Annotated in this window: 20 protein-coding genes and 1 pseudogene; 7 read left to right on the top strand and 14 right to left on the bottom strand. The window is 70.1% G+C overall.

Annotation, left to right across the window (positions count from 1 at the left end; genetic code table 11):
- Position 1 precedes the first annotated feature (1 nt).
- Positions 2-514, bottom strand: a complete 513-nt coding sequence (locus ACFWQG_RS15330; protein ID WP_378508591.1) for an Lrp/AsnC family transcriptional regulator — start codon at positions 512-514, stop codon at positions 2-4.
- Positions 515-672: 158 nt separating this feature from the next.
- Here ACFWQG_RS15330 and ACFWQG_RS15335 point away from each other — a divergent pair, with 158 nt between their 5' ends.
- Together ACFWQG_RS15335 and ACFWQG_RS15340 are read left to right on the top strand one after the other, a co-directional pair.
- Positions 673-4,155: an indolepyruvate ferredoxin oxidoreductase family protein gene (locus ACFWQG_RS15335; protein ID WP_378508482.1), complete on the top strand. Its 3,483-nt coding sequence runs from the start codon at positions 673-675 to the stop codon at positions 4,153-4,155.
- A 314-nt stretch (positions 4,156-4,469) separates the two neighbouring features.
- Positions 4,470-5,381, top strand: coding sequence for an amidohydrolase family protein (locus ACFWQG_RS15340; protein ID WP_378508483.1), 912 nt, complete (start codon positions 4,470-4,472; stop codon positions 5,379-5,381).
- A 13-nt stretch (positions 5,382-5,394) separates the two neighbouring features.
- Here ACFWQG_RS15340 and ACFWQG_RS15345 read toward each other — a convergent pair whose 3' ends face one another.
- The 4 genes from ACFWQG_RS15345 to ACFWQG_RS15360 form a co-directional block, all read right to left on the bottom strand.
- Complete coding sequence (locus ACFWQG_RS15345) at positions 5,395-5,997, bottom strand: ribonuclease H (protein ID WP_378508484.1); 603 nt, start codon at positions 5,995-5,997, stop codon at positions 5,395-5,397.
- 79 nt (positions 5,998-6,076) lie between these two features.
- On the bottom strand, positions 6,077-6,877 hold the full coding sequence (locus ACFWQG_RS15350; protein WP_378508485.1) for a crotonase/enoyl-CoA hydratase family protein: 801 nt from the start codon (positions 6,875-6,877) through the stop codon (positions 6,077-6,079).
- A gap of 33 nt (positions 6,878-6,910) precedes the next feature.
- Positions 6,911-8,011, bottom strand: a complete 1,101-nt coding sequence (ald, locus tag ACFWQG_RS15355; RefSeq protein WP_378508486.1) for an alanine dehydrogenase — start codon at positions 8,009-8,011, stop codon at positions 6,911-6,913.
- Positions 8,012-8,063: 52 nt separating this feature from the next.
- Positions 8,064-9,806 (bottom strand): cholesterol oxidase substrate-binding domain-containing protein, encoded by a 1,743-nt coding sequence (locus ACFWQG_RS15360; protein WP_378508487.1) that lies wholly within the window; start codon positions 9,804-9,806, stop codon positions 8,064-8,066.
- Positions 9,807-9,936: 130 nt separating this feature from the next.
- Here ACFWQG_RS15360 and ACFWQG_RS15365 point away from each other — a divergent pair, with 130 nt between their 5' ends.
- Both ACFWQG_RS15365 and ACFWQG_RS15370 read left to right on the top strand, forming a co-directional pair.
- Positions 9,937-12,156, top strand: a complete 2,220-nt coding sequence (locus ACFWQG_RS15365; RefSeq protein ID WP_378508488.1) for an MMPL family transporter — start codon at positions 9,937-9,939, stop codon at positions 12,154-12,156.
- A 112-nt stretch (positions 12,157-12,268) separates the two neighbouring features.
- Positions 12,269-12,910, top strand: coding sequence for a YdcF family protein (locus ACFWQG_RS15370; protein ID WP_378508489.1), 642 nt, complete (start codon positions 12,269-12,271; stop codon positions 12,908-12,910).
- 67 nt (positions 12,911-12,977) lie between these two features.
- Here ACFWQG_RS15370 and ACFWQG_RS15375 read toward each other — a convergent pair whose 3' ends face one another.
- A complete protein-coding gene (locus ACFWQG_RS15375; RefSeq protein ID WP_378508490.1) occupies positions 12,978-13,739 on the bottom strand; it encodes a hypothetical protein in 762 nt (253 codons plus the stop codon).
- A gap of 339 nt (positions 13,740-14,078) precedes the next feature.
- Here ACFWQG_RS15375 and ACFWQG_RS15380 point away from each other — a divergent pair, with 339 nt between their 5' ends.
- Positions 14,079-14,549, top strand: coding sequence for an alpha-isopropylmalate synthase regulatory domain-containing protein (locus ACFWQG_RS15380; RefSeq protein ID WP_378508491.1), 471 nt, complete (start codon positions 14,079-14,081; stop codon positions 14,547-14,549).
- A 77-nt stretch (positions 14,550-14,626) separates the two neighbouring features.
- Here ACFWQG_RS15380 and ACFWQG_RS15385 read toward each other — a convergent pair whose 3' ends face one another.
- Together ACFWQG_RS15385 and ACFWQG_RS15390 are read right to left on the bottom strand one after the other, a co-directional pair.
- Positions 14,627-15,112 (bottom strand): hypothetical protein, encoded by a 486-nt coding sequence (locus ACFWQG_RS15385; protein ID WP_378508492.1) that lies wholly within the window; start codon positions 15,110-15,112, stop codon positions 14,627-14,629.
- Positions 15,113-15,150: 38 nt separating this feature from the next.
- Positions 15,151-16,605: a DUF4185 domain-containing protein gene (locus tag ACFWQG_RS15390; RefSeq protein ID WP_378508493.1), complete on the bottom strand. Its 1,455-nt coding sequence runs from the start codon at positions 16,603-16,605 to the stop codon at positions 15,151-15,153.
- Between the two features lie 171 nt (positions 16,606-16,776).
- Here ACFWQG_RS15390 and ACFWQG_RS15395 point away from each other — a divergent pair, with 171 nt between their 5' ends.
- A complete protein-coding gene (locus ACFWQG_RS15395; protein WP_378508494.1) occupies positions 16,777-18,222 on the top strand; it encodes an ABC1 kinase family protein in 1,446 nt (481 codons plus the stop codon).
- Here the strand turns inward: ACFWQG_RS15395 and ACFWQG_RS15400 are convergent.
- The 3 genes from ACFWQG_RS15400 to ACFWQG_RS15410 all read right to left on the bottom strand — a co-directional run bounded on the left by ACFWQG_RS15400 (position 18,144) and on the right by ACFWQG_RS15410 (position 21,405).
- Positions 18,144-20,327, bottom strand: a complete 2,184-nt coding sequence (locus ACFWQG_RS15400; protein ID WP_378508592.1) for a thiamine pyrophosphate-dependent enzyme — start codon at positions 20,325-20,327, stop codon at positions 18,144-18,146. The two genes, ACFWQG_RS15395 and ACFWQG_RS15400, sit on opposite strands and share 79 nt — an antisense overlap.
- Positions 20,328-20,413: 86 nt before the next feature.
- A complete protein-coding gene (locus ACFWQG_RS15405) occupies positions 20,414-20,818 on the bottom strand; it encodes a VOC family protein (RefSeq protein WP_378508495.1) in 405 nt (134 codons plus the stop codon).
- A 119-nt stretch (positions 20,819-20,937) separates the two neighbouring features.
- Complete coding sequence (locus ACFWQG_RS15410; protein ID WP_378508496.1) at positions 20,938-21,405, bottom strand: FABP family protein; 468 nt, start codon at positions 21,403-21,405, stop codon at positions 20,938-20,940.
- A 167-nt stretch (positions 21,406-21,572) separates the two neighbouring features.
- On the opposite strand from ACFWQG_RS15410, the gene ACFWQG_RS15415 reads away from it, so the two are divergent.
- On the top strand, positions 21,573-23,084 hold the full coding sequence (locus ACFWQG_RS15415) for an acetyl-CoA hydrolase/transferase family protein (RefSeq protein WP_378508497.1): 1,512 nt from the start codon (positions 21,573-21,575) through the stop codon (positions 23,082-23,084).
- A gap of 16 nt (positions 23,085-23,100) precedes the next feature.
- Here ACFWQG_RS15415 and ACFWQG_RS15420 read toward each other — a convergent pair whose 3' ends face one another.
- The 3 genes and pseudogenes from ACFWQG_RS15420 to nuoN all read right to left on the bottom strand — a co-directional run bounded on the left by ACFWQG_RS15420 (position 23,101) and on the right by nuoN (position 26,432).
- Complete coding sequence (locus ACFWQG_RS15420; RefSeq protein WP_378508498.1) at positions 23,101-23,937, bottom strand: NAD-dependent epimerase/dehydratase family protein; 837 nt, start codon at positions 23,935-23,937, stop codon at positions 23,101-23,103.
- Between the two features lie 172 nt (positions 23,938-24,109).
- A pseudogene (locus ACFWQG_RS15425) lies at positions 24,110-24,451 on the bottom strand (transglycosylase family protein); the annotation flags it as partial.
- Positions 24,452-24,917: 466 nt separating this feature from the next.
- Positions 24,918-26,432, bottom strand: a complete 1,515-nt coding sequence (gene nuoN, locus ACFWQG_RS15430; RefSeq protein ID WP_378508593.1) for an NADH-quinone oxidoreductase subunit NuoN — start codon at positions 26,430-26,432, stop codon at positions 24,918-24,920.
- Positions 26,433-26,492: the final 60 nt, after the last annotated feature.

Here is a 26,492-nt window from a genome sequence, read left to right on the forward strand (position 1 = left end):
GTCACGGGTCGGCCCGGTAGGAGGCGGCGGACCGCCCGTGCCCGGCCTCCCTGGTGATGTGATCCACCAGCGGCTGCGTCCGGTACTTCACCGGCGTCGTCAACGCGAGGGTGGTGGACGTGTGGGCGACCCCGTCGACGCTCAGAATCCCCTCGAGGACATGGAGGAGTTCCTCGTGTGACGGTGCCGCGATGCGGATCAGCAGATCCTCGCGGCCGGTGGTGGTCTGCACCTCGAGCACCTCGGGGATGGCGCGCAGGTCCTCAATCACCGCCTGCAACCGGCCCTGCACGGTCTCGGCACCGACGAACGCCTGCACCGGCAACCCGAGCGTCGGCAGGTCCACCTCGGGGCGGTACCCGGTGACCACTCCCGACTCCTCGAGTCGCCGCATCCGGGACGCGATGGTGTTGCGGGCGACGCCCAGCCGACCTGCGAGGTCCATGATCTGGGCACGCGGGTCGTCGGTTAGCTCCTGGAGCAGAGCCGCGTCGAGCTTGTCGATACTGATCACCATGCTGACCTCCCGAGAGTGATGCGCATCACAACTAGTCATCCTGTCACGCTGTTTCGGCAACTGTTGACGCCCCCTGCACCCGGACCAATTATTGCTGCACCGAGCGAACGAAATGTCGCCGGTGACGATACAGCGCAAGGAACAGGTGACCGCAGATGACCGAACTCGACGATCGCCCGGGCACCGCCGTCACCCCCGGCGCCGCCGTCGCGACGCCCTACGACCTCGACGACCGCTACCGGCCCGGATCCGGGCCGATGCTGTTGACCGGTGTCCAGGCCATCGCCCGCCTGCTCGTCGAGCAGCACCTGCGTGATCTCCGCGCGGGACACCGCGTCGCCACCTTCGTCTCGGGCTACCAGGGCAGCCCCCTCGGTGGCGTCGACAAGATGTTGCACGGCATGCCGACGGTGCTCGCCGAGCACGACATCACCTTCGTTCCCGGCCTGAACGAGGAACTCGCCGCCACCGCGGTCTGGGGCAGCCAGGCCGACCTGACCCCGTTCGGCGGCACCGCCACCCACGACGGCGTCGTCGGCGTCTGGTACGGCAAGGGCCCCGGCGTCGACCGCGCGACCGACGCGCTGCGGCACGCCAACATGTACGGGGTCAGCGCCCGCGGCGGCATGCTGCTGCTCGTCGGCGACGACCCCGCCTCGAAGTCGTCGACGGTGCCCGCGGTCAGTGAGCGCTCCCTCGCCGCCCTCGGCATTCCGGTCCTGTTCCCCCGGAACGCCGCCGAACTGGTGACGCTGGGCGTGCACGGCATCGCCCTGTCCCGGGCGTCGGGGTGCATCGTCGCGCTCAAGATCGTTGCCGATGTCGCCGACGGCGCGTGGACGGTCGACGGATCGGTCTCGAACCTCGACATCACCGTCCCCGAGATCGACTGGGAGGGGCGGCCGTTCACGTACCTGCAGCGGCCGATGGCCGTCCCGACGGACAGCGTGATCGCGGAGGCCGACCTGTACGGCCCGCGGGCCGAGATCGTCCGCGCCTACGGTGCCGCCAACCACCTGGACGTCGTCGAGGTCGACCCGGCCGCCGCGCGAATCGGATTCGCCGCGACCGGAACCACGTTCGATGCCCTGCGCCAGGCGCTGCTCGATCTCGGTGTCGACGAACAGGCGATGCACCGCGCCGGAATCCGGTTGCTGCGCATCGGGATGCCCACCCCCCTCGGCGCCGACCGGGTCCGCGAGTTCGCGGCGGGCCTCGACCGCGTCATCGTCGTCGAGGACAAGACCGCGTTCGTCGAGACCCAGGTCCGCGAGATCCTCTACGGCACCGACCACGCCCCGCAGATCCTCGGCAAGAAGGACTCCGCGGGGAGCCCGTTGATGCCGGTCGACGGCGAGCTGACCGCAGGACGGCTGCTCGGCCCGCTGCGCCGCGTCCTGCGCGATGTCGTGGAACTGACCAGGCCGCTGCCGCCGCAACTCTCGCTTGAGGTGCTGCCGACCACGCGGACCCCGTACTTCTGCAGCGGCTGCCCACACAACCGGTCCACCGCGCTTCCGGAGGGGTCGATCGGCGGCGGCGGCATCGGCTGCCACACCATGGTCACCATCTCCAACCGGGAGGACAGCGCGGTCACCGGGCTCACGCAGATGGGCGGCGAGGGCAGCCAGTGGATCGGGCAGGCCCCGTTCACCGACATTCCGCACCTGTTCCAGAACGTCGGCGACGGCACCTTCTTCCATTCCGGCCAGCTCGCCGTGCAGGCGTGTGTGGCCGCCGGGGTGAACATCACCTACAAGCTGCTCTATAACGAGGTCGTCGCGATGACCGGAGCCCAGGACGCCGAGGGCATGCTCACCGTCGCGCAGCTGACGCACAAGCTGTCCACCGAGGGCGTCAAGCGAATCGTCATCTGCGCCGACGAACCCAAGCGGCATAACAGGAAGCAGCTCGCGAAGGGCACCCTGCTGTGGCACCGGGACCGGCTCGATGAGGCGCAGCGGATGCTCCGCGACGTCGAGGGCGTCACCGTGCTGATCTACGACCAGCACTGCGCGGCCGACGCGCGCAGGCAGCGCAAGCGCGGCACCCTGCCCGCGCGCACCACCCGCGTGGTGATCAACGAGGCGGTGTGCGAGGGCTGCGGCGACTGCGGCACCAAGTCGAACTGCCTGTCCGTGCAGCCGGTCGAGACCGAGTTCGGCCGCAAGACGCGGATCGACCAGACCTCCTGCAACACCGACTACAGCTGCCTGGACGGCGACTGCCCATCGTTCGTCACCGCCGAGCAGGTACCGGGGACGAGCACGCTGGCCGGGAAGTCCCGGCCCGTCCCGCCCGCGGTCGCCGCACCGGACCTGCCCGCGCCGGTCGGCACCCGGAACGTCTACCTCGTCGGCATCGGCGGCACCGGCATCGTCACCGTCAACCAGGTGCTCGCCACGGCCGCGCTGCGCGCCGGCTACGAGGTCGAGTCCCTCGACCAGATCGGCCTGAGCCAGAAGGCCGGACCGGTGGTCTCGCACCTGCGCTTCTCCACCGGGGCGCTGGAGCCGTCGAACCGGCTCACCCCGGGCAGCGCCGACGCGATCATCGCGTTCGACCTGCTGACCGCCGCCGACCCGAAGAACCTCGGCTACGGCGACCCGGCGAGCACCGCCGTCGTCGCATCCACCAGCCGGACGCCGACCGGGGACATGGTGTACGACAAGGATGTTCGGCATCCGGACGAGCAGCTGCTCGTGGCCCGGCTGGGATCCGTGTCGGCATCGATGGCCTCGTTCGACGCGCTGGCCGCCGCCGACGTCCTGTTCGGCACCACCGCGGCCGCGAACTTCCTGCTGATCGGCGCCGCCGTCCAGAGCGGCGGGCTGCGCCTGCCCGCCGGGGCGATCGAGGAGGCGATCAGGATCAACGGGGTCGCCGTCGACACCAACATCGCCGCCTTCCGGTGGGGTCGGGCCGCGGTCGCCGCGCCGGACGACTTCCGTGCCGCGACCCAGCGCGCCGAACGCGCACCGAAACCCGTTCCCGCACACCTGCTCTCCGGAACGTCGGTCGACGGGGAGGTGCGGCGTCTGGTCGGGCTGCGCGCCGGACAACTCATCGACTTCCAGTCGGAGGCGGTCGCCCGCCGGTACGTCGATGCGGTGCAGGCGGTGTGGGCGGCGGAACGCGCGGTCACCGACCGCACCGAGTTCAGCGAGGCCGTCGCGCGTGGCCTGTACAAGTTCACCGCATACAAGGACGAGTACGAGGTCGCGCGTCTGCTCGTCGATCCCGACTTCGTCGCGGCCGTGCAGGATCAGGTTCCTGGCGGGGCGAAGCTCACCTACCGGCTGCACCCGCCTGCCCTGCGGGCGCTCGGTCGCAGCACGAAGATCGGCCTCGGACCGAAGTCTCAGGTGGCGCTGAAGGTCCTGGCGAAGGGGAAGGTGCTGCGGGGCACCCGACTGGATCCGTTCGGCTACGCCCACGTCCGGAAGGTCGAGCGCGAACTGCTCGCGCACTACACCGCGACGGTGCGGGGGCTGGCGGGCACGCTGACCGCCGAGGGCTACGACCGCGCCGTCGAGATCGCGGGGCTGCCGGACCTGGTCCGCGGCTACGAATCCGTCAAGCTCGGGAACGTCGAGGTGTACCGGGAGCGGATGCGCGACCTCGGCGTCGCGTTCTGACCCGCCCATCCCCGAACGGGCGGTTACCGGAGCATCGGCCGAGTGGCCCGCCCGGTAGCCGCCCGTTCGACGGATCGGAGGAAACCCGTCAGCTGCCGAACGGCAGGGTGCCCGGCTGGATCTGGTATCCGCTGCTGCCCGCGGCGACGTTGCCGGTGGCTCCGAGAATCGCGTTGATCACGGTGGTGAGCATGGGTGTCCTTTCGTCGGGTCGGCCCGCCAGGATGAATCGGACCGCCCGTCACGGTATTGCCGACAGCCGCCGCTGTCGACCGTCCGGCCGAGGCCGGTTGCCGCCTGGCAGGGTGGAGGGCATGTGCGAGACACCCGACACCACGACCCCGGACGACCGGCAGGCCGACGTCGATGCGGTGGTCCGTTTCCGCAACGACCACGGACTGGACCGCATCGTCGATGTGCACACCCACTTCATGCCGAAGCAGGTGATGGACAAGGTGTGGGCGTATTTCGACTCCGCCGGGCCGCTGACCGGGGTGGTGTGGCCGATCCAGTACCGGCACGACGAGGACGTCCGGCTGGACCGGCTGCGGTCGTACGGCGTGCACGCGTTCACGTCGATGATCTATCCGCACAAGCCGGACATGGCCGCCTGGCTGAACCAGTGGGCGGTGGAGTTCGCGGCACGTAATCCCGACTGCCTGCACACCAGCACCTTCTACCCGGAACCGAGCGCCCCCGGCTATGTCGCCGACGCCCTCGCCTCCGGCGCGCGAGTGTTCAAGTCGCACATTCAGGTTGGCGACTACGATCCCAACGATCCGCTGCTGGACGAGGTCTGGGGTCAACTGCAGGATGCGGGCACCCCGATCGTCATCCACTGCGGTTCCGGCCCGGCGCCGGGGCGATTCACCGGTCCGGACCGGATCGAGACGCTGCTGGCCCGGTTCCCCCGGCTGCCGCTGGTCATCGCGCACATGGGAATGCCGGAGTACACGGCGTTCCTCGACCTCGCCGACCGGTACGAGTCGGTCATGCTGGACACGACGATGGCGTTCACCGACTTCATCGGCGACCTGGCGCCGTCCGATCCCGCCGACGCGGGACGCCTGCGGGACCTCGGTGACCGGATCCTGTTCGGCAGCGACTTCCCGAACATTCCGTACCCGTACGTGCACGCGCTCGAGGCGGTCGCGCGTCTCGGCATCGGCGACGCATGGGTGCGCGGGGTGTGCCACGACAATGCGGCCCGGATATTCGGTCTCTGACACCGAATCCCGCTCAGAACAGGGTCAGTTCCTTCGCATCGGCGGGCAGGTCGAACAGGCCGGGCTCGGATTCGGCTGCCCTTGCCGGCGTCCGGCGCTGGCGCGTCTTCTTCGCGGGCGAGGCGGGGGCCACCGGCGCCGCGGACGGGACGTGCGGCGCGGTCCGGGTCGGCGTGTGCACGGCCGTTGCCGCAACGGCGCGGGCGGCCTCACCGGCGAGCCGGTCCGCCTCCTCGTTGTAGTGGTTGCCGACATGGCCGCGGACCCACCGGAACCGCACCGGCCCGGTCCGGTCGGCCAGCGCCTGGTCGATATCGCGGATCAGGTCGACGTTCTTGACCGGATCTCCGGACGAGGTGCGCCACCCCTTCCGCTTCCAGCCTGCCACCCACTCGGATGCGCACTTGATCGCGTACTGCGAGTCGGATTCGATCAGCAACGGCTCGTCACCGGGATGCGCCAGGATCGCCTCAAGCAGCGCGCGCAACTCGGCGATCTGGTTGGTCCCCGACCGCTCGCCACCCGACCTGCTTGGGCCGAAATGATTCACCCAGGCCCAGCCGATCGCGCCACCGGGATTCCGCAGGCAGGAGCCGTCCGTACTGACGATGATCACGGTTGTACACCTTACGGTGACGGACCGACAAACGGGGCGGGGGTGGCCGATCCCACTTTCCTGGCGCGCGCGGCGCCGCCTACTCGCCGACGAACTCGGGCGGGCGCTTCTCGAGCATTGCCGCGACGGCTTCGTGATGGTCCCGGGTGTGGTGGGCAAGCGCCTGCATCGCCGCGGACAGTTCCAGCAGCGATTCGAGGCTCTGGTGTTGGCCCTCGCGGAGCAGCTTCTTCGTCATCCGCAGCGCCTGCGGCGGGTTCGCCGCCACCCGCTCGGCGAGGGCCTGCGCGGTGGCCGCCAGGTCGTCGGGGTCGACGACCCGCGAGACCAGGCCCCAGTCGAGTGCGGTCTGGGCGTCGATCGCATCGCCGGTGAACGCCATCTCCGCGGCCCGCGCCAACCCGACCGCGCGGGGCAGCAGCCAGGCGCCGCCGTCGCCGGGGATGAGGCCGAGCTTGACGAAGCTCTCCGCGAACCGCGCCGCGGACGACGCGACCCGCATGTCGCACATCAGTGCCAGGTCGCAGCCCGCTCCGATGGCCGGGCCGCCCACCGCCGCGATCACCGGCACCTCGCAGTGGTACAGCGCCAGCGGGATGCGCTGGATGCCCCGCCGGTAGCCGTCCCGCACCTCGGCGGGGGCGCCCCCGAACATTCCCGCGCGGTCCCGCATGTGCTTGACGTTGCCGCCGGACGAGAAGGCGGGCCCGTTCGCGGCGAGCACCACGACGCGGACGGTGCCGTCCGCGTTGACCGCGGCGATGGCGTCCTCGAACGCCTGCACCATGTCCGGCTCGGAGATGACGTTGCGGGTCTCGGGCCGGTTCATCGTCCAGGTGACGATGCCGCCGTCCCGCCGGATGTCGATCGCGCCGCTCATGGGTCTCACCGTAGGGCGAGCACGCCGCCGCCGCTACGCGACCTGCACCAGGTAGCCGTGCGCCGCCGCGACGGCAGCGGACCGCACGCCGCCGCCCTGAACGACCAGGCCGGCAGCGAGCGCCGGATCCTCCGTGGTGGCGCGGCGCCAGCCCCGGTCGGCGAGCGCGAGCACATACGGCAGGGTCGCGTTGGTCAGCGCGAACGTCGACGACCGCGGCACCGCGCCGGGCATGTTGGCCACGCAGTAGAACAGCGACTCGTGCACCGGGAACGTCGGGGCATCGTGCGTGGTCGGATGGGTGTCTTCGAAGCACCCGCCCTGGTCGACGGCGATGTCCACCAGCACCGACCCCGGCCGCATCCGGGAGACCAGCTCGTTCGACACCAGTTTGGGGGCACGGGCACCGGGGATCAGGACCGCGCCGATCACCAGATCCGCGTCGAGAACGGCCCGCTCGAGGTCGTAGCGGGTGGACGCGAGGGTACGGACCCGGCCGTCGTAGCTGGCGTCGAGTTCCCGCAGCCGCGCCGGGTTGACGTCGAGGACGGTGACGGCGGCGTGCATCCCGACCGCGATCGCCGTCGCGTTCTGCCCGGCGACACCGCCGCCCAGCACCACGACATCCGCCGGGCGGACACCGGGAACACCGCCCATCAACACGCCGCGTCCACCGGAGGATGCCATCAGGTGATGAGCACCGACCTGCGGCGCGAGCCGGCCAGCGACCTCGCTCATCGGGGCAAGGAGCGGCAGAGTTCCGTCCGCGGTGCGGACGGTCTCGTAGGCGATCGCCGTCGTGCCTGCGGCCAGCAACGCATCGGTGCATTCGCGGGACGCGGCAAGGTGCAGATAGGTGAACAGCACCTGATCGCCACGCAACCGTAAATACTCCTCGGGGACCGGTTCTTTCACCTTGAGGATCAGGTCGGAATCGGCCCAGGTGGAGTCCGCATCGGGGGCGATGTGCGCGCCGGCGAGGCGGTAGTCCCGATCGGCCAGCGAGGACCCGGTTCCCGCGCCGGTCTCGACGAGCACCCGGTGCCCATGGTCGACGAGCGCGTTGACGCCCGCGGGGGTGGCAGCGACACGGTACTCGTGGTTTTTGAGTTCACGGGGGATTCCGATCCTCATGGTGGTACCTCGGGTTCGGTGGTGATCTCGGGCGGCGCCTTCCACCAGTATGCTAGGGAAGCAGTCTGTCCAACAACGGGTTCGAAAAGATCCGATGCGGATCGAGGTCGTTGTACTCGGCCCGCGCGGAGTCCCAGTCGTCGCCGACCGGAACGCCGTCCCGGTAGGTCTGCGGGATCACCGCCTCGATGGTCTCGGGGTCCAGGAACCCCGCCTCGTCGGTGAACGCCCACCCCTTGGCCCACTCCGGCCGGAACGTGGCGTAGTCACCGCGGTAGTTGCTCCGCATGAACCGCTCCATCTCCCGGAAATACGCGGGCATCCCCGGTGTCCCCGGGACGCCGACGACGTTCATCCAGATCGCGGTGTCCCACTCCGGATGGTCGGGGCGCGGCCGCAGCGCCGAGATCGTCGGCGGGCCGGACGATTCCACCGTCACCTCGGTCGGGTCGTCGAGTCCGCACAGCCGGACCTCGAACGGCCCGTTGATCGGGTACCGACCCTCGGCTCGGAGCTCCTGCTGCCGGGTGTGGTGCCAGCTGACGAACTCGTGGATGACGCGGGCGATGTTGGCCCGCTTGGTGATCACCACCCCGCCACCGGCGGTCATCCGCAGGGTGGTGGCCCGGAGGTAGAACTGGACGTCCTTGGACCAGCCCCACAGGTCGTGGCCGCCGGTGGCAGCGAGCCCGGCCTGGAAGGTCGCCAGCTGGGTCTGACCGAACAGCGGGGTCGCCGATCCGACACCCGACACGATCTGGCCGAGCAGGTCGGTGAGCGGCTTCGGGATCGAATCGGAGTACGGGTAGTTGTACGGCCCGGTCACCTCCCGCGACTGCGGCGGCTTGGTCGGGGTCGGTGTCCACACCTTGAGGTACGGGGTGTCGGTGAATGGGAACCAGATCGCCTCCACCCGGCCCGATCGGGCAACGAAGCGCTCAAAGGTGCGACCGGGAGATCCGGGCGGAGCGAACAGTTCGCGCCACGGGATGTCGGTGCGCGATTCGCAGCGCAGCCGGTAGTTCGGTCCGGCCTGCAGCGTGACCTCGGTGATGAAGACCCGGCCAAGGTGGGTAAGCAGCGGCCGGATCTGCGGGTCGGCACGCGGGAACTCGCGCAGCACGTATTCGCGGCGGGTGTCGTCCCACACGACCGCCGTCAGTGCCGTGACGAGGTTGCTGATCGAGCCGAACGACGCACCGGGAAGGACCGCTTCGCCGTCCGCGGGCAGGGTGGCGCCGTGCGCGTCGATCGCGAGGACGCCCGCGATCGACAGTTCCCCGATCGCGGGCGAGTTGGCCCAGCCCAGCCCGTTGTCCTGCAGTGCGGTCAGCACCGACATCAGCAGTGCTCCCGCCCCAGCCGTCACCGTGGCCCGGCCGGGTTCGGCGGACGGCGCGACCGTGACGTGGTTCAGCCGGGTCAGGGTGTCCACGAGGACGACCCTCTCGACGTTCTGGCCCGGAACCAGGGTCAGTGGGCTCCAGCCGTGCATGGTGCCGCGCGGCCGCAGCCGGTATCCGTGGGCGTGCGCCCAGTTGGCCAGCCGCACGACGTCCCGCGCGTCCGCCGGCGTGCACGTCCACACGTCGTCGAAGACGATCTCGCGAACCCAGTTCTCGTAGCCCTGCTGGAACAGCGGGATGCCGTCGGGGAAGTCGGGCGGGGGCGGCAGCGTGACGCCGGGGGCGTCGGAGGAGAGCGCGGCGGCGGGCGCCCAGCCCGTGGTCGTCAGCGCGGCCGCTCCCGCGGCCGCGGCGAGGAAGCCCCGCCGGGTGAGCTCCGGTCCAGTCATGAGGAACAACATAGATCATTTCGATGCCAGTGGCGTCGAAATGGCGGATGCGGGAGACCGGGCGACCGCCGCACCCGCGTGTTGTACTGGAGCGCATCGGTGTTGCCCGAACCCCATTCGAGGAGGCGCCATGACGGACCTGGACGCGGGCGCCGACCCGGCTCCGCCCCCGGCGCCGCACCGCGGGTGGCCGGTCGTCGCGATCGTCGCGATCGCCATCCTGGTTCTCCTCGTCGGCGGCGCGGGCGGCGCCTACCAGGGCAAACTCGCCGAGGTCCAGAAGAACGACAACGCCTCCTTCCTGCCCGGGTCCGCGGAGTCCACCGTTGCCGCGAACGAGGCAGCGGAATTCGTCACCGTCCAGACCATCCCCGGGTTCGTCGTCTTCCATCGGGACGGCCCGCTCACCGATCAGGACCGCGCGTCGATCGCGCGGGCCGCCGCGGTCGTCGCCGGGGTGGACGGGGTCGACGCCACCGGGATGACCCCCACCCAGTACTCGGCCGACGGCACCACCGCCGCGCTGTACGTCCCCCTCGTCGCGAAGTCGAACGGCACCGACGTCAGCGGCGACCGGCTCGCCGACACCGAGCAGCAGGTGATGGACGCAGCGAAGGCGGCAGCGACCGCGGACCTCGAGGTGCTGCCTGCGGGCCCCGGCGGACTGCTGGTGGCGTTCATCGACGCATTCGAGGGGCTCGACAGCACCCTGCTGCTTGCCGCGGTGCTGGTGGTGATCGCGATCCTGCTCGTCGTGTACCGCTCCCCGGTGCTGTGGTTCTTCCCGCTGCTCTCGGCCGGTCTGGCACTGGGGTTGTCGTCGATGCTCGTCTACTTCCTCGCGAAGGCGGACGTCCTGACCCTGACCGGGCAGAGCCAGGGCATCCTGATGGTGCTCGTCCTCGGCGCAGGCACCGACTACGCCCTGCTGCTCATCGCCCGCTACCGCGAGGAGTTGCACCGCTATCCGAGCCGATTCGACGCCATGATCCGGGCGTGGCGCGAATCCGCGCCCGCGATCACGGCCTCCGCCGTGACGGTGGTCCTCGGCCTGCTGTGCCTTGGCTTCTCGGAACTCAACTCCAACAAGGGCCTCGGGCCGGTCGCGGCGATCGGAATCGGCTGCACCTACCTGGTGATGATGACGTTCCTGCCGGTGTTCCTCGCGCTGGCAGGCCGCTGGGTGTTCTGGCCGCAAATTCCCCGTGTCGACCGGGCCGCGGATCTGGCCACCCACGGCATGTGGGGGCGGATCGCCGCCGCCGTCGGCCGCCGCGACCGGCCCGCGTGGATCGGGGCCACCGCCCTGCTCGTCATCCTGTGTGCGGTCGGGATCGGCAGCCTCAACACCGGCGGCCTGACCTCCTCCGAGAACTTCACCAATACCCCCGACGCCGTTGCGGGCCAGCGGATCTACGACGAACACTTCGATCCCGGCACCGGCGCGCCCGCGGTAATCGTGACGAACGCCGACGCCGTCGATGCCGTGATGGCTGCCGCGGCAGCCACTCCGGGAGTCGCCCCCGGACCGGGATCGGTGTGCCTGCAGATCGACTACACCAAACTGGCACAGCTGGCGAAACTTGGCGCCGGCGACGGCGGCGACGCCCGAACAGGCTGCCCCCCGGACATTCTCACGGTCGCACCGATCGACGGGCGGACGATCGTCAACGTGACACTCGCCGACGCCTACGACTCACCGGAGGCCATGGACACCGTCCACCGACTGCGGGACGCGGTGCACGCCGTTCCCGGCGCCGACGCGCTGGTCGGCGGCAATACCGCGGCCACCGTTGACGTCAAGGCCGCGTCGGTGCGGGACCGCAACGTGATCATCCCGATCGTGCTTGTCGTCATCTTTGTGGTGCTGGCACTGCTCCTCCGGGCGCTGCTTGCTCCGGTGATTCTCATTGCGACGGTGGTGCTTTCGTTTGCCGCAACGCTTGGCGTGTGCGGCTTCTTCTTCGCCCATGTCTTCCATTTCGCGGGGGCCGACCCCGCGTTCCCGCTGTTCGCGTTCGTCTTCCTGGTCGCGCTCGGCATCGACTACAACATCTTCCTGATGACCCGCGTCCGCGAGGAGACGCACCGGCACGGCACCCGGTCCGGGGTGCTGCGCGGCCTTGCGGTCACCGGCGGCGTCATCACCTCCGCGGGCATCGTGCTCGCCGCGACCTTCGCGGTCCTCGGCGTGCTCCCGCTGGTGTTTCTCGCGGAGGTCGGGTTCGCGGTCGCGTTCGGCGTCCTCCTGGACACCATCATCGTCCGCAGCGTGCTGGTGCCCGCGCTCGCGCACGACATCGGCAGGCGGATCTGGTGGCCGTCCGCCTTGTCCCGATCCGGGCACTGACCCGCGACGCGCCGGTCTTTTCATACCCCGTGCAGAATCGCCGCCACTGCGGCACACTCGGTCACGGTCACCACCTTCCGTCGGGGGAGTTCTCCACACGAAAAGGAGTGTCATGCCGCCACGTTTCCGTTCGCACCGACTGCGTCGTCTCACCCTGTCCGCGCTGATCACCGCAGCAGCCGCGGCCACCCTGCCTGCCACCGCACACGCCGACATCACCCCGACCACCCTGGTCAACGGCGTCCTGTCGACGATCGGCGGATGTCAGTCCCCGGTCCGGGCCGCGATCGTCGGGTGCACCCAGACCGAGACCCTGACCACGCAGTTCCCGGTCAATCTCGACCTCAACCAGCTCGGCACCAACATCGTGGTGCTCGGCGCCGGGCTGTTCCCGGACGGCACGATGCGTCCGGTACTGGTGTCGCGGCTGCAGGCCGCCCTTCAGGTCGCGAACCGGTATCCGCTGTCACCGATCATCGTGAGCGGCGGGGTGCCGCGGAACGGGGTCACCGAGGCCCGCGCGATGCGGGAATGGCTCGTCGCGAACGGCGTCCCCTGGTTCCGGATCACCGAGGAGGGCACCTCGCGCTCGACCGTCGAGAACGCGCGGAACACCAACTCCATCCTCGCCGATCGCGGTGCCGCTGGCGCCGTCGTGGTGACCTCGCCCGACCACCTGGAACGGGCCATGATCGACTTCCGGACCGCCGTCGCGGGCAGGATCCCGATCGCGGGGGTCGTCGCGCCGCACTGAGCCGCCCGCCTGAACGACGAAGGGGCCGGACCGGGCATCGCCCGGTCCGGCCCCTCACGTGCGGTTGTCAGCTGCCGTTGCTGATGACGCCGCTGATCACGTCGGCGATGAAGCCGGACGGGTTCTCGATGATGGCGGAGCCCGCCGAACCGGTGGTGCCGCCCTCGCCGTCCGACGAGCCGAACCCGAGGTCGGCGGAGCCGGTGGACACGGCCTCACCGGGGTTGAGGTTGCGGACCGTGACGAACGCGCCGATCGGGTTGAACTTCTGGGTGGTGCCGAAGCCCGACACGTCGAAGCCGACACCCGTGTCGAAGACGTCGCCTGCCTCGGCGGACTTCGGCACCAGGTAGGTGACGTCGAGGGTGAGGGTCTTCGAGCCGGTCTTCGAGATGAGCCATCCGGCGTCGGTGACGGTGACGCGCTTGTCGTTGACGTCGACCTGCGGGGTGACCGACTCGGCCTTGCTACCACCGATCAGGTGCCATGCGGTGACCTTGGCGCTGCCCTTGACGTACTGGAAGCCCTCGGGATGGAAGTCGTTGATCTTCGTGATGTAGCGATCGAGGGCGTTGTTCACGGAGAGGGTGGTGCGGAGGGTGACCTTCTGGCCGGGAGCCACGGTGCCGTCCCCGACCACGGACCGGGTGACGGTGATGTTGTCGGTGGTCTTGGTGGCCGTGTGCGGCTTCTGCGCGGCGGCCGCGGCGCTGGTCTTGTCGGACTCGGGTGCCGCGGTGGCGGTGCCGGCGCCGACGGCAAGGCCACCGGCGAGCAGGGCGGTCGCGGCGACGACGGACGCGGCGCGACGGAGCGAAGAGCGGGACATGCATTTCCTCCAGGTCAAGGTCTCACACCGACGCCCCCGGGTTCGCTGCCCCGTTGCCGCCTGTCGACACATGGGCCGCTACCTGGGAAGTCGGATTCGCCAACTGTATCGGTCAGATGTCCAGTTCTGTGTCAATTGTTCATAATGAATGCCAGTGACCGCCATCACGTCTCCGCGCCTGCTCCGGTTGCGTCGGCCCGCATCGACGCCTAAGATGGGGCGCCATGACGCGCATTCTCGTAGTTCGCCGCCGTAGCGGGGTCTGATTCGGACCGACCCCTCGCTGCGGGTCGTTGAGCTACGCGTTGGTCCTCCCTTTCCATCCAGGAAGACCACCCCATGAATGCCATCGCGAACACCACTCACCCGATCACCGACCCGTTCTCGGCCCGATTCGGCATGCCGTTGCCGCGGGAGATGCGCGCCGACTGCTCGGGCATGGGATGGCGCACCTTCCTCGCCACCTACTCCCCCTCGAACGGCCCGATCCGGTTCGGTCGCTGGTCGGTGGCCCCGCTCGGCGCCGGACGGTGCGAGTTCAAGGCCACCCTCGGCATCGGCGACGCCATCCACCAGGCGACCGCGGAGGCGTCCGGTCCGGTGTCTGCGCTGACGGCAATGCTGTACGACGCCGGTTTTCAACTGGAGATCCTGTCGTTCCACCAGCTGCGCATCGCCGACGACCGGACCGCGACCTTCCTGCTGTGCGAGCACGACGGTCGGCGGCACTGGGCGGTCGGCTTCGGGCACGACGCCACCGCGTCGTCGGTCGAGGCGATGATCGCCGGCGCCAACCTGCTGCACGGCTGACCCCCGCGGACTGTGCGTGATGTGCACCCCTACCGGGGTACACATCACGCACCGGCGCGGAGCGCAGCGGAGCGCACCTACGGCATTTCGACGGTCTCCGCGCGGGCGATCTCCCCGATCGCGCGGCGCAGGTGGCGGTCGGCGGGTGTCTGTGCTGCCGCGAGCAGGTCGGCGGTCACCAGCAGCGCGTGCGGCGCGATCACCGGCCACCCGATCCGCTCGGTGTCCTCGTCGTAGTCGGTGAGGCCGAGGGAGCCGGTGAGCACCACCGCGAGGGCGCCGACGTCGAGAGTCGGCAGCCACCCGGCGGCGGCCCTGGCGCTTCGTTCGAGAACGGCCTGCACCGCCTCCCCGGTGAGACCGTCGGGATGGACGTCCTCGAGCAGCGCCCGGACCATCGCCGAGAGCACCGCGCGCACCTGGTCGGGCTCCCAGCGGAGCAGCTCGGTCGTCGCCGCCCCGAACGCGGGGGCGTCGGCGGCGCCCGCTGCGGTCACCGCGGCATCGATCGCGGAGGCGATGCCCTTCGCCGGACGCGGCCATTCGCTCGGCCACTGCTGCACGGTCGACTCCTCGTCTCGGGCGCCGAAGGTACTGTTGCTCAGTCCAGTTCGGCACGCATCAGGTACACGTTGTAGTCGGACCAGGTCGACAGCATGAAATACAGGTCGTCGGCCGTCGACCACGGATGGATGAAGCCACCGTACAACTCCGGATAGGTTTCGACGCCGACGAGCCGGGCAGGCTCCGACCACAACCCCTGCGGCGAGTCGGACGCGCGCAGCGTGATCCCGGTCCGGGCGGTGTCCAGGTACGACATCTGCCAGCGGCCCGACCCCTCGTCGTAGCGCACCGACAGCTCGGCCGCTGTGCCACGCACGATCGGGGTCGCCGCGTGCGGACCCCCGACCGCGGTCCAGTTGCCGTCCGTCCAGTACTGGTAGGCGGACGTGTTCAGCACCTGGTCCTCGGGGACGCGGGCCAGCGCGACCTCCCCGAGCCGGGTGTTGGGGGTGCCGAACATGTACACGTACCCGCCCTGCGGCACCATCGCCGCGACCTGAAAGTTCGAGACGCCGAAGATGTTGTCCCACTTCGCGTGCGGATCCTTGGTCCAGGTCTGCCCGCCGTCGTCGGAGTAGGCAAGGCCCCCGTGGTTGGTGAACCAGGTGGCCGGGATGCTGTTCCAGGTGCGGATCGACATGTAGCTCAGGTACTGCCGTGATCCGACCGCGAACCCGGAGGTGGGGATCGTGGTGATCTCCACGTTGTCGATCTTCCTGCTGCTGAGCACCTCCGCGGCGTGACACCGGCTGTCCTGAACGAAGGTGTCGATGGTCATCCCGTCCGCGAGGTCACGGTCGGTGCTGAATCCGAGGACGTTGCTGCGCCAGTCCTCGCCCTGGCCGCCGGGCGGGTGGAATCCACGGCCGACCGTGTCCCCGAAGGCGACGGCCACCGTTCCCGGCTCGGACTCCCACATGATGCCGAGGTCGGTGCCGTTGATCTGCCACCGCTTGTCGGTGCGGTTGGTGGAGCTCGCGCCGGTCACCTTCGCGACCATCCGCACGTCGCGGACCTGCGGGGTGGGCGGCTGCGGCGCGACGGGTGCCGTCTGGGTCGGCGGGTGCACGGTCGGCGGCGGCTCCGGCGCGGGCCCCCGGTCGGGTCCGGGCACCGGGATCCCGAAGACAAACGGGTTGAAGTCGACGCCGATCTCCGGCACCCCGAGCGTCGACGACAGCCCGCCGGGCGGGTTCGGGACGTCGGTCAGGTCGGGGCACGGGTTGACGCAGGGATCGGCGGGCAGCGGATCGGGGTTGATCCGGACGGCGGGCGATTCCGGTGCGGGATACGGCACCGGCTCCACCCACGGGTACGGGATCGGGATGTCGAGCTTCTTCGGGATGATCGACTCGTGCTCGGCCGGCGGATCCGTCGCGCACGGACCGGTCCCGACCACCGGTGCGGCACCGGCGACGTATCCGCCGCCGGTCACCGCACCGGCCGCGACCAGCGCACACACCGCAGCAACGACCGGGACCCGTTTCGGCATCGGTACCTCCTTGCTGTCAGCGTGCCCGATGATGCGGACCCGCGCACAGCGGACGTTTCCGGCGCGCCTCGCGGGCCGGTCCCCGGACAGGCTGGACGGCCGGTCACCGGCCATCGACTAACCGCACCCGCCCGCCTAGTGTGACGGGCTGGAACCGAAGCGAGGTTGACTGTGCCCGAATCCCTACCGCGCCAGGGCGGCCCCTATGTATCGGGGCCACCCGCGGACGCCCTGGCCGTCCACATTCCGGCGTTGGACCGGTTCGGCCCCGCGCAGCTGCTGCGCGCGCTGGTGGTCGGCGTGGTCCTGCTCGGCTGTGCCCTGTTCGCGACGGTCACCAAGCCGTTCACCCGCCGGAACATGGGCTGGGCGGACGCCGCATCCGAGGGCCTCGTCAACGGCTTCGAGGTGCTCGGCCCCACCTTCGTCAAGCTCGGTCAGCTGATGGCGTCGTCGTCCGGGATGTTCCCTGCGCCGCTCGCGAATGCGTGCCTGCGCTGCCTCGACGACGTCCCGCCGGTGTCCGCCGCCGCCGCGCGGGGGGTGATCGAGGCCGACCTCGGCGCTCCGATGGACGAGTTGTTCGCCGAGTTCGACGACGTGCCGTTGGCTGCGGCGTCGGTCGCGCAGGTGCATGCCTGCGTGCTGCCGGACGGCAGGGAGGCGGTGATCAAGGTGCAGCGTCCGGGCATCCGGCACCGAATGCTGCTCGACCTGCGGACGGCGTATTGGGGTGCACGGCAGCTGGAACGGGTGCACGAGTTCTTCCGGATCGCGAACGCCACCGCGATCATTCGGGACCTGCACAACGCGACGATGACGGAACTGAACAGCGCCGTCGAGGCGGACCGGCAGACCCGGTTCCGGGACGCGTTGTGGACGTTCGGGGACAACAAGTGGGTGACCGCCCCCGAGGTGTACTGGGACCGTTGCGGCCCGCGCGTCATCTGCATGGAACGGATGCGCGGCCTCCCGTTCGACCGCATCGAGACCGGGCCGGACGCCGCGGAGGACGCGGAGTCGGCGGAGCCGCCGACCGGCCCGGATACCCGGCTGCTGATCCGCCGCGGCGTCAAGGCATGGATCGAGGCGATCACCCTGCACGGGCCCTTCCACGGCGACGTGCACGCGGGCAACCTGTGGCTCCTCGACGACGGCCGGATCGCGCTGCTCGACTTCGGCATCGTCGGCGAGTTGCCGCAGGAATGGCGGGCGATCCTGCGGGACATGTTCCACGCGACGTTGCTTGACGGCGACTACGCCCCGGTGGCCCGCGGCATCCGGGCACTCGGCTACACCGCGGACCTCGACGCGTCCGACGCGGAGATCGGCGCCCAGGTCGGCGCGGTGCTGGCGCCGGTGTTCGCGAACGATCTCGGTGAACTGAAGCTCAGCTCGCTCATCATGGCGCTGGTGACGATCGGCAGGCAGTGGGGGGTGGCGAGCCCGGAGGAGTTGGTGCTGTTCGGCAAGCAGCTCGGCTATTTCGAGCGGTACGCGACGCGGATGGCACCCGGCTGGGTGATGGGCAGCGATCTCTACCTGTTCCGCAACGTCTTTCCCGAGGAGGTGGCCCGGCGGGCGGACGAGCTGGGCGTCACGCTGCCGGAGGACTGATCCCGGCCCCGCACCAACCCGATCGCCGCCGCCTCGATGTCGTGTTCGGAGAGCAAGACGAGGCGGGCCGCGTCGCCGAGCGGGACGAAACTGTCGGCACTGGTGACCCGGGCCATCGTCCCGGTGAACCCGCCGTCGACGAGGGCGGCGAGCACACCCTCCGACACCCCGCCGGAGCGGCGGGTCTCGTCCGCGACCAGGACCCGGCCGGTGGCCTCCGCCTCCCGCAGCAGGTCCGCCACCGGCAGCGGTACCAGCCAGCGCAGGTCCAGCACCCGCACCCCGATCCCCTTGCGTTCGAGCGCTTTCGCGGCGCGCAGGCTCAGGTACAGGCCGTTGCCGAACGTGACGATGGTCAGGTCGGTACCGGCGCCGGTGGTGCGCCCCGCACCGATGGGCACGTGCACGTCCGGGCCGGGATACGGTGCCAGCCAGCCGCCGTCGCCGGGCTGGTGCAGGTCGCGGGTGTGGTAGCGGGCGATCGGTTCGATCAGCACGCACACCGCGCCGGACGTCCGGGCCGCAGCGGCGCAGGTGTGCAGCATTGCGGCCGCGTCGTCGGGCCTGGCCGGGGACCCGACCACGATGCCGGGGATGTCGCGGAGCACGGCGACGGCGTCGTCGTTGTGAAAGTGCCCGCCGAACCCCTCCTGGTAGCCGTATCCGGCGACCCGAACGACCATCGGGTTGCGGTACCGCCCACCGGAGAAAAAGCCCAATGTTGCTGCCTCGCCGCGGATCTGATCCTCCGCGTTGTGCAGGTATGCGAGGTACTGGATCTCGGGGATCGGCAGTAGGCCCGCGAGCCCCGCGCCGGCGGCGAGGCCGAGGATCGCCTGCTCGTCGAGCAGCGTGTCGAAGACGCGGGCCGCGCCGAACCGGTCGGCGAGTCCGCGGGTCACCCCGTACACGCCACCCTTGCGGCCGACATCCTCACCGAACACCAGCGCGCCGGGGTCGGCGGCGAGGATGTCCGCGAGCGCCCGGTTCACGGTCCGCGCCACTGTGAGCGCCGCGTCCGGCGGCGGCGCGAGTTCTGCCGATGCGCGCAGCTGCCGCACGTGGCCTGCGACGACCGCGGGAGCCGGGGCGCGCAGCGGGGCGGTCACCTCGGTGCGGGTGCGCAGCGGCGCGGCCCGCGACACCGCATCGGCTGCCGCCGCAACCCGCTCCCCCGCCTCCCGGGATCGGCGCAGGACCTGGTCGGGGCGGAGTGCGCCCGCCCCGATCAGCAGCCGCGCGGTCCCGATCAGCGGGTCCCGTTCCAGGTCGGCGGCGAGCGCGGCTGGCGTCCGGTAGGCGGACTCGACGTCGGAGCCCGCGTGCCCCATCAGCCGCACCATCCGCAGGTGGAGGAACGCCGGACGCCGGTGTGCGCGAACCCAATCAGCGATGCGGACGGCGACGTCGTAGGTGTCGGCGAGGTCGCATCCGTCGGCGGTGGCGTACTCGAGTCCCGCCCGGCCGGAGTACGCGGCGGCGATCCATCCCGGCGCGGTGGGCACGCTGATACCGATCCCATTGTCCTCGCACACCAGCAGCAGCGGGAGCGGCAGGCCGCGGTGCGCGAGGTTGGCGGCGGCGTTGATCGCGCCGACCGCGGTCGAGTGGTTCGCGGAGGCGTCACCGAAGCTGCACACCGTGACCGCGTCGGCCGGGTATTCGGACTGCACCCCGAGCCGGTCGGCCCGCTCGACCGCGAAGGCCAACCCGACCGCGCGCGGCAGATGGGAGGCGACGGTGGACGTCTGCGGGATGATCGCGAGGTCGCGGCGGCCGATGACCTTGTGCCTGCCACCCGAGATCGGGTCGGCGGCGGCGGCGACGACACCGAGCAACACGTCCCGCACCGGGTCGCGGCCACCGACCTGGCGTGCACGTTCAAGAAAGAAGGCACCCGAACGATAGTGCAGCAGAGCGGGGTCCGTTGGCCGCAGGGCCGCGGCGACCGCGGCGTTGCCCTCGTGCCCCGCCGATCCGATCGTGTAGTAGCCGCGCGCGGCGGCGCGCAGCCTGCGCGCCGCCAGGTCGAGGTGCCTGCTGACGAGCTGGGCATCGAACAGGTCGAGGCACCGCTGCACCGTCAGCCCCGACCCGGGACGCACGAACCCCGCCGGGGCCGCACCCGGCGCCGCCGTCGTCGAGCGGACGGCGGCGGCGAAGTGGGCGCCGACGGGGTCGTCGGGCGTGTTCAGTCCTGGCCGGCCTGCATGTCCATCCACATGACCTCCCACACGTGCCCGTCGAGGTCACGGAACGCCCTGCTGTACATGAAGCCGTTGTCGTGCGGCTCCATCCAGGCGCTGCCGCCCGCCGCGATCGCCCCGTCGACGAGCGTGTCGACCTCCTCGCGGCTGTCCGCGGACACACATAACAGCACCTCACGGGCCGAGCTGGTGTCGCAGATGTCGTCGGCGATGAAGACCCGGAACTTCGGCTCCTCGAGCAGCATCACCATCGCCTGGTCGTTGATCACCAGGCAGGCGGTCTGCTCGTCGCAGAACTGGTCGTTGAACTCGAAGCCGAGTCCGTCGAAGAACTTTCGGGTGGCGGTGACGTCACTGACCGGCAGATTGGCGAACAACATACGGGACATCGGGTGCTCCGTTTCCGTTGAGCGAGGCCTGGTTCCATCCTCGGTTGTTGGGGTCTCGGATGTACAGACCGCCCCGGTCACGAAAACTCATCGCCGAGAAGTCGGGCCGGGTACGGCCGTCAGGCCCGCCGGAGCCGCGCCGTCAGGTGGTGGGTGAGCGGGGTGTCGGCGTGCGCCATCCACAGGTCGTAGGACAGCGCGTCACCGTCGACGGTGATCCGGCGGCGGATCTCGTGGACGGGTTTGGCGTCGGGTGAGGCGGCGAGCGCGACGGGCGTCAGGTCCAGCACCCCGTCGATCAGGTCGCCGCGTTGGATCTCCACGAAACCGGTCGGCTGGGTGACCAGCAGTTCGATGGCATCGCCTGCCCTGCGCAGGTAGCCGTTCTCGGTGTGCATCGGCCGCTCCCGGCCGGGAGACCAGGTGCGGGAACGGTACGCGAGAAACGGCTTGCCCGGGGTCGCGGTGAAGTCGATCTCCTCCTCGTAGGAGAAGTCGTCGATCGTCGGGTAGTGGCCGTCGCCGCCGCCGACCCAGGTCCCCGCGAAGACGCCCAGCTCGCCGAGTGGATCGATCGTCCCGCCCATGTGCCACCTCCGGCTCGGTTGCATCACGGGTTTCGACGCCCGCTGCTGTCGGCATTGTGCCCGACCGGTGGCGTGTGCGTGAGGTGGGCCACCATCGGGGCGGTGATCGGCGGCCGATAGCATTTAGCCCTGCTAAACATCACATCCACGCAGGGAACGAGCAGATCGTGAGCAGGATCCACAACTCCACCTTCGCAGCCAAGGTGACAACGGCGGCTGCCGCAGCGGCGCAGATTCACCCGGGCGACACCGTTGCGATCAGCGGTTTCGCCTCGGCAGGCACCCCGAAGGCCGTGATCCCCGCGCTGGCCGAGCGGATCCACGGCGTGCGCGGGGAGGGCTCAAACTTCACCATCAATCTGCTCACCGGCGCCTCGGTGTCCGCGCACACCGAACGGGCCCTTGCCGAGATCGACGGCATCGCGCTGCGGATGCCCTACCAGTCGGAGCCGACTGCCCGCCGCAAGATCAACGACGGCCGGATGGACTATGTCGACATCCACCTCTCGCACGTCGCGCAGCAGGTGTGGGAGGGCTACTACGGCCGGGTGGATGTCGCGATCGTCGAGATCTCCGGCATCACCGAGTCCGGCGACCTGATCCCGTCCGCATCCGTCGGCAACAACAAGACCTGGCTCGACGTCGCCGACCGGATCATCCTCGAGGTCAACTCGTGGGTGCCGACGGCCATGGAGGGCATGCACGACATCTACTACGGCACCGCGCTCCCACCGCACCGCACCCCGCTCGAACTGACCCGGGTGGAGGATCGGATCGGGCAGCCGACGTTCCGGGTGGACCCGGCGAAGGTGGTGGCCGTCGTCGAAACGAACACCCCGGACAGCGCCAGCGCCCTGACCGAACCCGACGAGGTGAGCCTCGCGATTGCCGGGCACGTCGTCGACTTCTTCGCGCACGAGGTCACGGCGGGGCGCCTGCCCGCCGACACCCTGCTGCCGCTGCAGGCCGGGATCGGCAATGTGGCGAACGCGGTCCTCGGCGGCCTCGACCGCGGTGGCTACCGGAATCTGACCTGCTATTCCGAGGTCATCCAGGACTCGATGCTGCGGCTGATCAAGGACGGCACCGTCGCGCATGCCTCGGCGACCTCGCTGGCGCTGTCCGCGAAGGGTCTCGCAGAGCTCACCGACAACATCGACTTCTACCGCAGCCGCATCACGCTGCGACCCCAGGAGATCAGCAACCATCCCGAGGTGGTGCGCAGGCTCGGGATCATCGCGATGAACGGCATGCTCGAGGCCGACATCTACGGCAACGTCAACTCGACGCACGTGATGGGCACGCGGATCATGAACGGCATCGGCGGGTCAGGTGACTTCGCCCGCAACGGGTACGTGTCACTGTTCCTGAGCCCGTCCACCGCGAAGGACGGTCAGATCTCGTCGATCGTGCCGATGGTGCCGCACGTCGACCACACCGAGCACGACGTGCAGGTGCTCGTCACCGAACAGGGGCTGGCGGACCTGCGCGGGCTCTCCCCCCGCAAACGTGCCCGACTGGTGATCGACAACTGCGCACATCCCAGCTTCCGGCCGATGCTGCACGACTACCTGGCCCGGGCGCAGGCGCAGCCGGGCGTTGGGCACACCCCGCACCTGCTCGGTGAGGCGTTCTCGTTCCACGAGCGGTTCACCGCGACGGGGTCGATGCTCCGATAGCCCGCCCGGGGCGTGATCAGCCGTTGGCGGTCACGAAACCGTCCCGCCAGCTGGGGTGCCGGGGCGTCCAGCCGAGTGCCCGGGCGCGGGCATTCGAGACCGGACGGCCCGGGCCGAGGTCGGCTCGGACGGTCGGCGCGGGAGCGCCGACCGACTCGGCATAGATCGGCACCCAGACGTCGGCCGCAGCGGGCTCGTCATCGACGACGTTGACCACCCCGGCCGGCCAGCTCACCGCGGCCACCGCGGCGGCGGCCGCGTCCTTCACATGGAGGAAGCAACTGACCTGGTCGCCGGCGGGCAGGTCTCCCGCCCGTGCCTTCTCCGCCATGGTCCCGTCCGGGGCGTACCAGGTGCCCGGGCCGTACAGGGTGCCGTACCGCAGCACCACTCCCCCCGCCAGTTCAGCCACCGCCGATTCGAGGGCGCGAACGCCGTCGAGGGTGGCGGTCGCCGCCGCGTCGATCGGGTCGGCCTCGGTGGCCGACCCGAGGCCGGGCGGATACACGAACGAGATGGACTGCGCGACCATCCTCTCGATGCCGTGCGCCCGCGCCGCATCGACGAGCGTGCGGGTGGCGACGGTGCGAATGCGGGCGTTGGCCGCGAGGTCATACTCCGACAACGCGGTCAGCTGATGCATGATCACGTCCGGCGCCACGCCCGCCACCACCGAATCAACGGCGGAGGCATCGTAGATGTCCAACGTAACCGGGTGTACCCCAGCAGATTCGAGCCATGACGCAGCAGCGGCCCTGCGGGTGATTCCCCAGACCTCATGCCCGGCGGCGACCAACTCCGGAACGAGGGCCTTCCCGATGACGCCCGTTGCACCCGCCACCAGAATTCGCATCGACACTCCTTCACCATCGAACGACCCGTACGGACTCGACTCCATCGAATCACCTCGACCGCACCCGAACAACAGCGAAGTGGCCACCCGCACTCGCGAGGAGTGGGGGTGGCCACCGCTGTCGAGCACCGCTGTCAGCGGCGCATCAGGACGTCAGTTCTGTTGCAGTTCAGAGGTACTGCCCGCACACCGGCCACGCGCCAGCGCCCTGGCCGGCCAGCACGTTCTCGGCGACCCGAATCTGCTCTGCCTTGGAGGCGTTCTCGGGTGATCCGGTGCCGCCGTAGGCGGCCCAGGTGCTCGGGGTGAACTGCAGGCCGCCGGAGTAGCCGTTGCCCGTGTTGGTGCCCCAGTTGCCGCCGCTCTCGCACTGCGCGACGGCATCCCAGTTGTTGGCACTCGCGGTGCCGGTGGCCAGTCCCATCGGGACGGCGACGAGCGCGCCCGTCACGGCCACCCAGCCGAGGGCCTTCTTCGCCTTGGAGGTGGTGGTCTGAATACGGGTGATGGTCATTCGAGAGGGTTCCTTTCGCAGCCGCGTACGAGGCCGGAGTCCGATGTCGGAGTGGAATGAGCACCGCGATGGATTCCGCGATGGTCTCGTCGCTGCCCCTGGGGGGTGGTTCTCGGGTCCGGATCCGCGGGGGCAGACGAGGCGGCGGTCCGGCAGGTGACTCGGTGAGCGTGCTGCTCGTCGATCTCTGAGCCGTCACCGACGATACGGACGACGAGCGCCCTTGCAAACCAGGGGTTTTCGCCGTCACAGTCCCGGTCGGATGTCCAGACCACCACTTTCGTACACTCGATTCGCGCTGGTCGCTCCGGGTCGAGACCATTCGCGAGATAGTTTGTTATCGTTACGTTATTGTGAGCCAGATCACAGCGGATGCGGGCCTGTGCGGGCCTGTCCGGCATACGAACGCACGCCCAAGACGCAGAATCGCTGTCTCGGATCGGTCACGGGCGGCCGAGGGCAGGCGTCACTGCAGGAACTGCGCCGCCCGCTCCGCCAGATCCAGCACCGGTTGCGGCACGACGCCGAGCAACACCGTCACCGCCGCACCCACCGCGACCGACGCCGTCGTCAGCGGGCTCGGCACCACGACCTGCGGCGGCGACTCCGGCAGGTCGGAGAAGAACATCAGCACGATCACCCGCACATAGAAGAACGCCGCGATCGCGCTGCACACCACGCCGACCACCACCAGCGGAACCGCGCCCGCGCCCGCCGCAGCCGAGAACACCGCGAACTTGCTGGTGAACCCGGCCGTCAGCGGAATGCCCGCGAACGAGAGCAGCAGCACCGCGAAGGTGCCCGCGATCAGCGGTGACCGCCGACCCAGCCCCGCCCAGTGCGACAGGTGCGTCGCCTCGGCCGTCGGACCGCGGACCAGGCCGACGATCGCGAACGCCGCAACCGACCCGAACCCGTACGCGACCAGGTAGAACAGCGTCGCGGCCAGGCCGGCCCGATCGGCGGCCGCCACCCCGGTCAGGAGGAAGCCGGCATGCGCGATCGACGAGTACGCGAGCATCCGCTTCACATCGGTCTGGGTGACCGCCAACACCGATCCGACCACCATCGTCAGGATCGCCGCCGCCCACAGCAGCGGACGCCAGTCGTCCCGCAGCCCCGGCAGGGCCACCATCAAGATCCGCAGCATCGCCCCGAACGCCGCGATCTTCGTTGCCGCCGACATGAACGCCGTGATCGGGGTTGGCGCGCCCTGGTAGACGTCGGGGATCCAGGTGTGGAAGGGGACCGCACCCACCTTGAACAGCAGCCCGACCGACAGCAACGCGGTGCCGATCAGCGCGAGGGCGGTGCCGCCCGACGCGGTGCGCTCCGCGATGCCCGACAGCCGCACGGTGCCCGTCTCCCCGTACAGGAAGGCCACGCCGTACAGGAAGAATGCCGACGAAAAGGCGCCGAGCAGAAAGTACTTCAGTGCCGCTTCCTGCGACAGGACCCGCTGCCTGCGGGCCAGCCCGCACAGCAGGTACAGCGGCAATGACAGCACCTCGAGCGCAACGAACATCGTGAGCAGGTCCCCCGACGCGGGGAACAGCAGCATGCCGCCGACGGCGAACAGGGTCAGCGGAAACACCTCGGTGCGGGTGACGCCCGCCTGGATGGCCGCCCGCTCCGCGACGCTGCCGGGCACCACCGACGCCTGCGGTGTGAACGCGTCCGCGACGGCCTCCGCATCCGCGTTCGCCGGGATCCCCGCGCGCTCGAGGCCACGCTCGGCGATCAGCAGGACCGACAGGAGGGCGACCAGCAGGATCGACCCCTGCAGGAACAGGGTCGGGCCGTCGATGATCACCGCCCCCGCCACCGCGGTTCCCCTGGTGTCGCGCAGCAGCAGCACCGCGACGAACGCGGCACCAAGACCGCCGACCGCGAGGACCAGGTGGCTGCCGTACCGCGCCCGGGCCGGGGCGAACGCCTCGACCAGCACCCCGAGCACCGCGACCGCGAACACGATCAGCATCGGCGCGAGCTTGCCGTACTCGATGTCGGGCACCGGAAGCGGCGCCTGCGCGAGCACGAG

Source organism: Rhodococcus sp. NPDC058532 (assembly GCF_042719255.1).
GTDB lineage: Bacteria > Actinomycetota > Actinomycetes > Mycobacteriales > Mycobacteriaceae > Rhodococcus_G.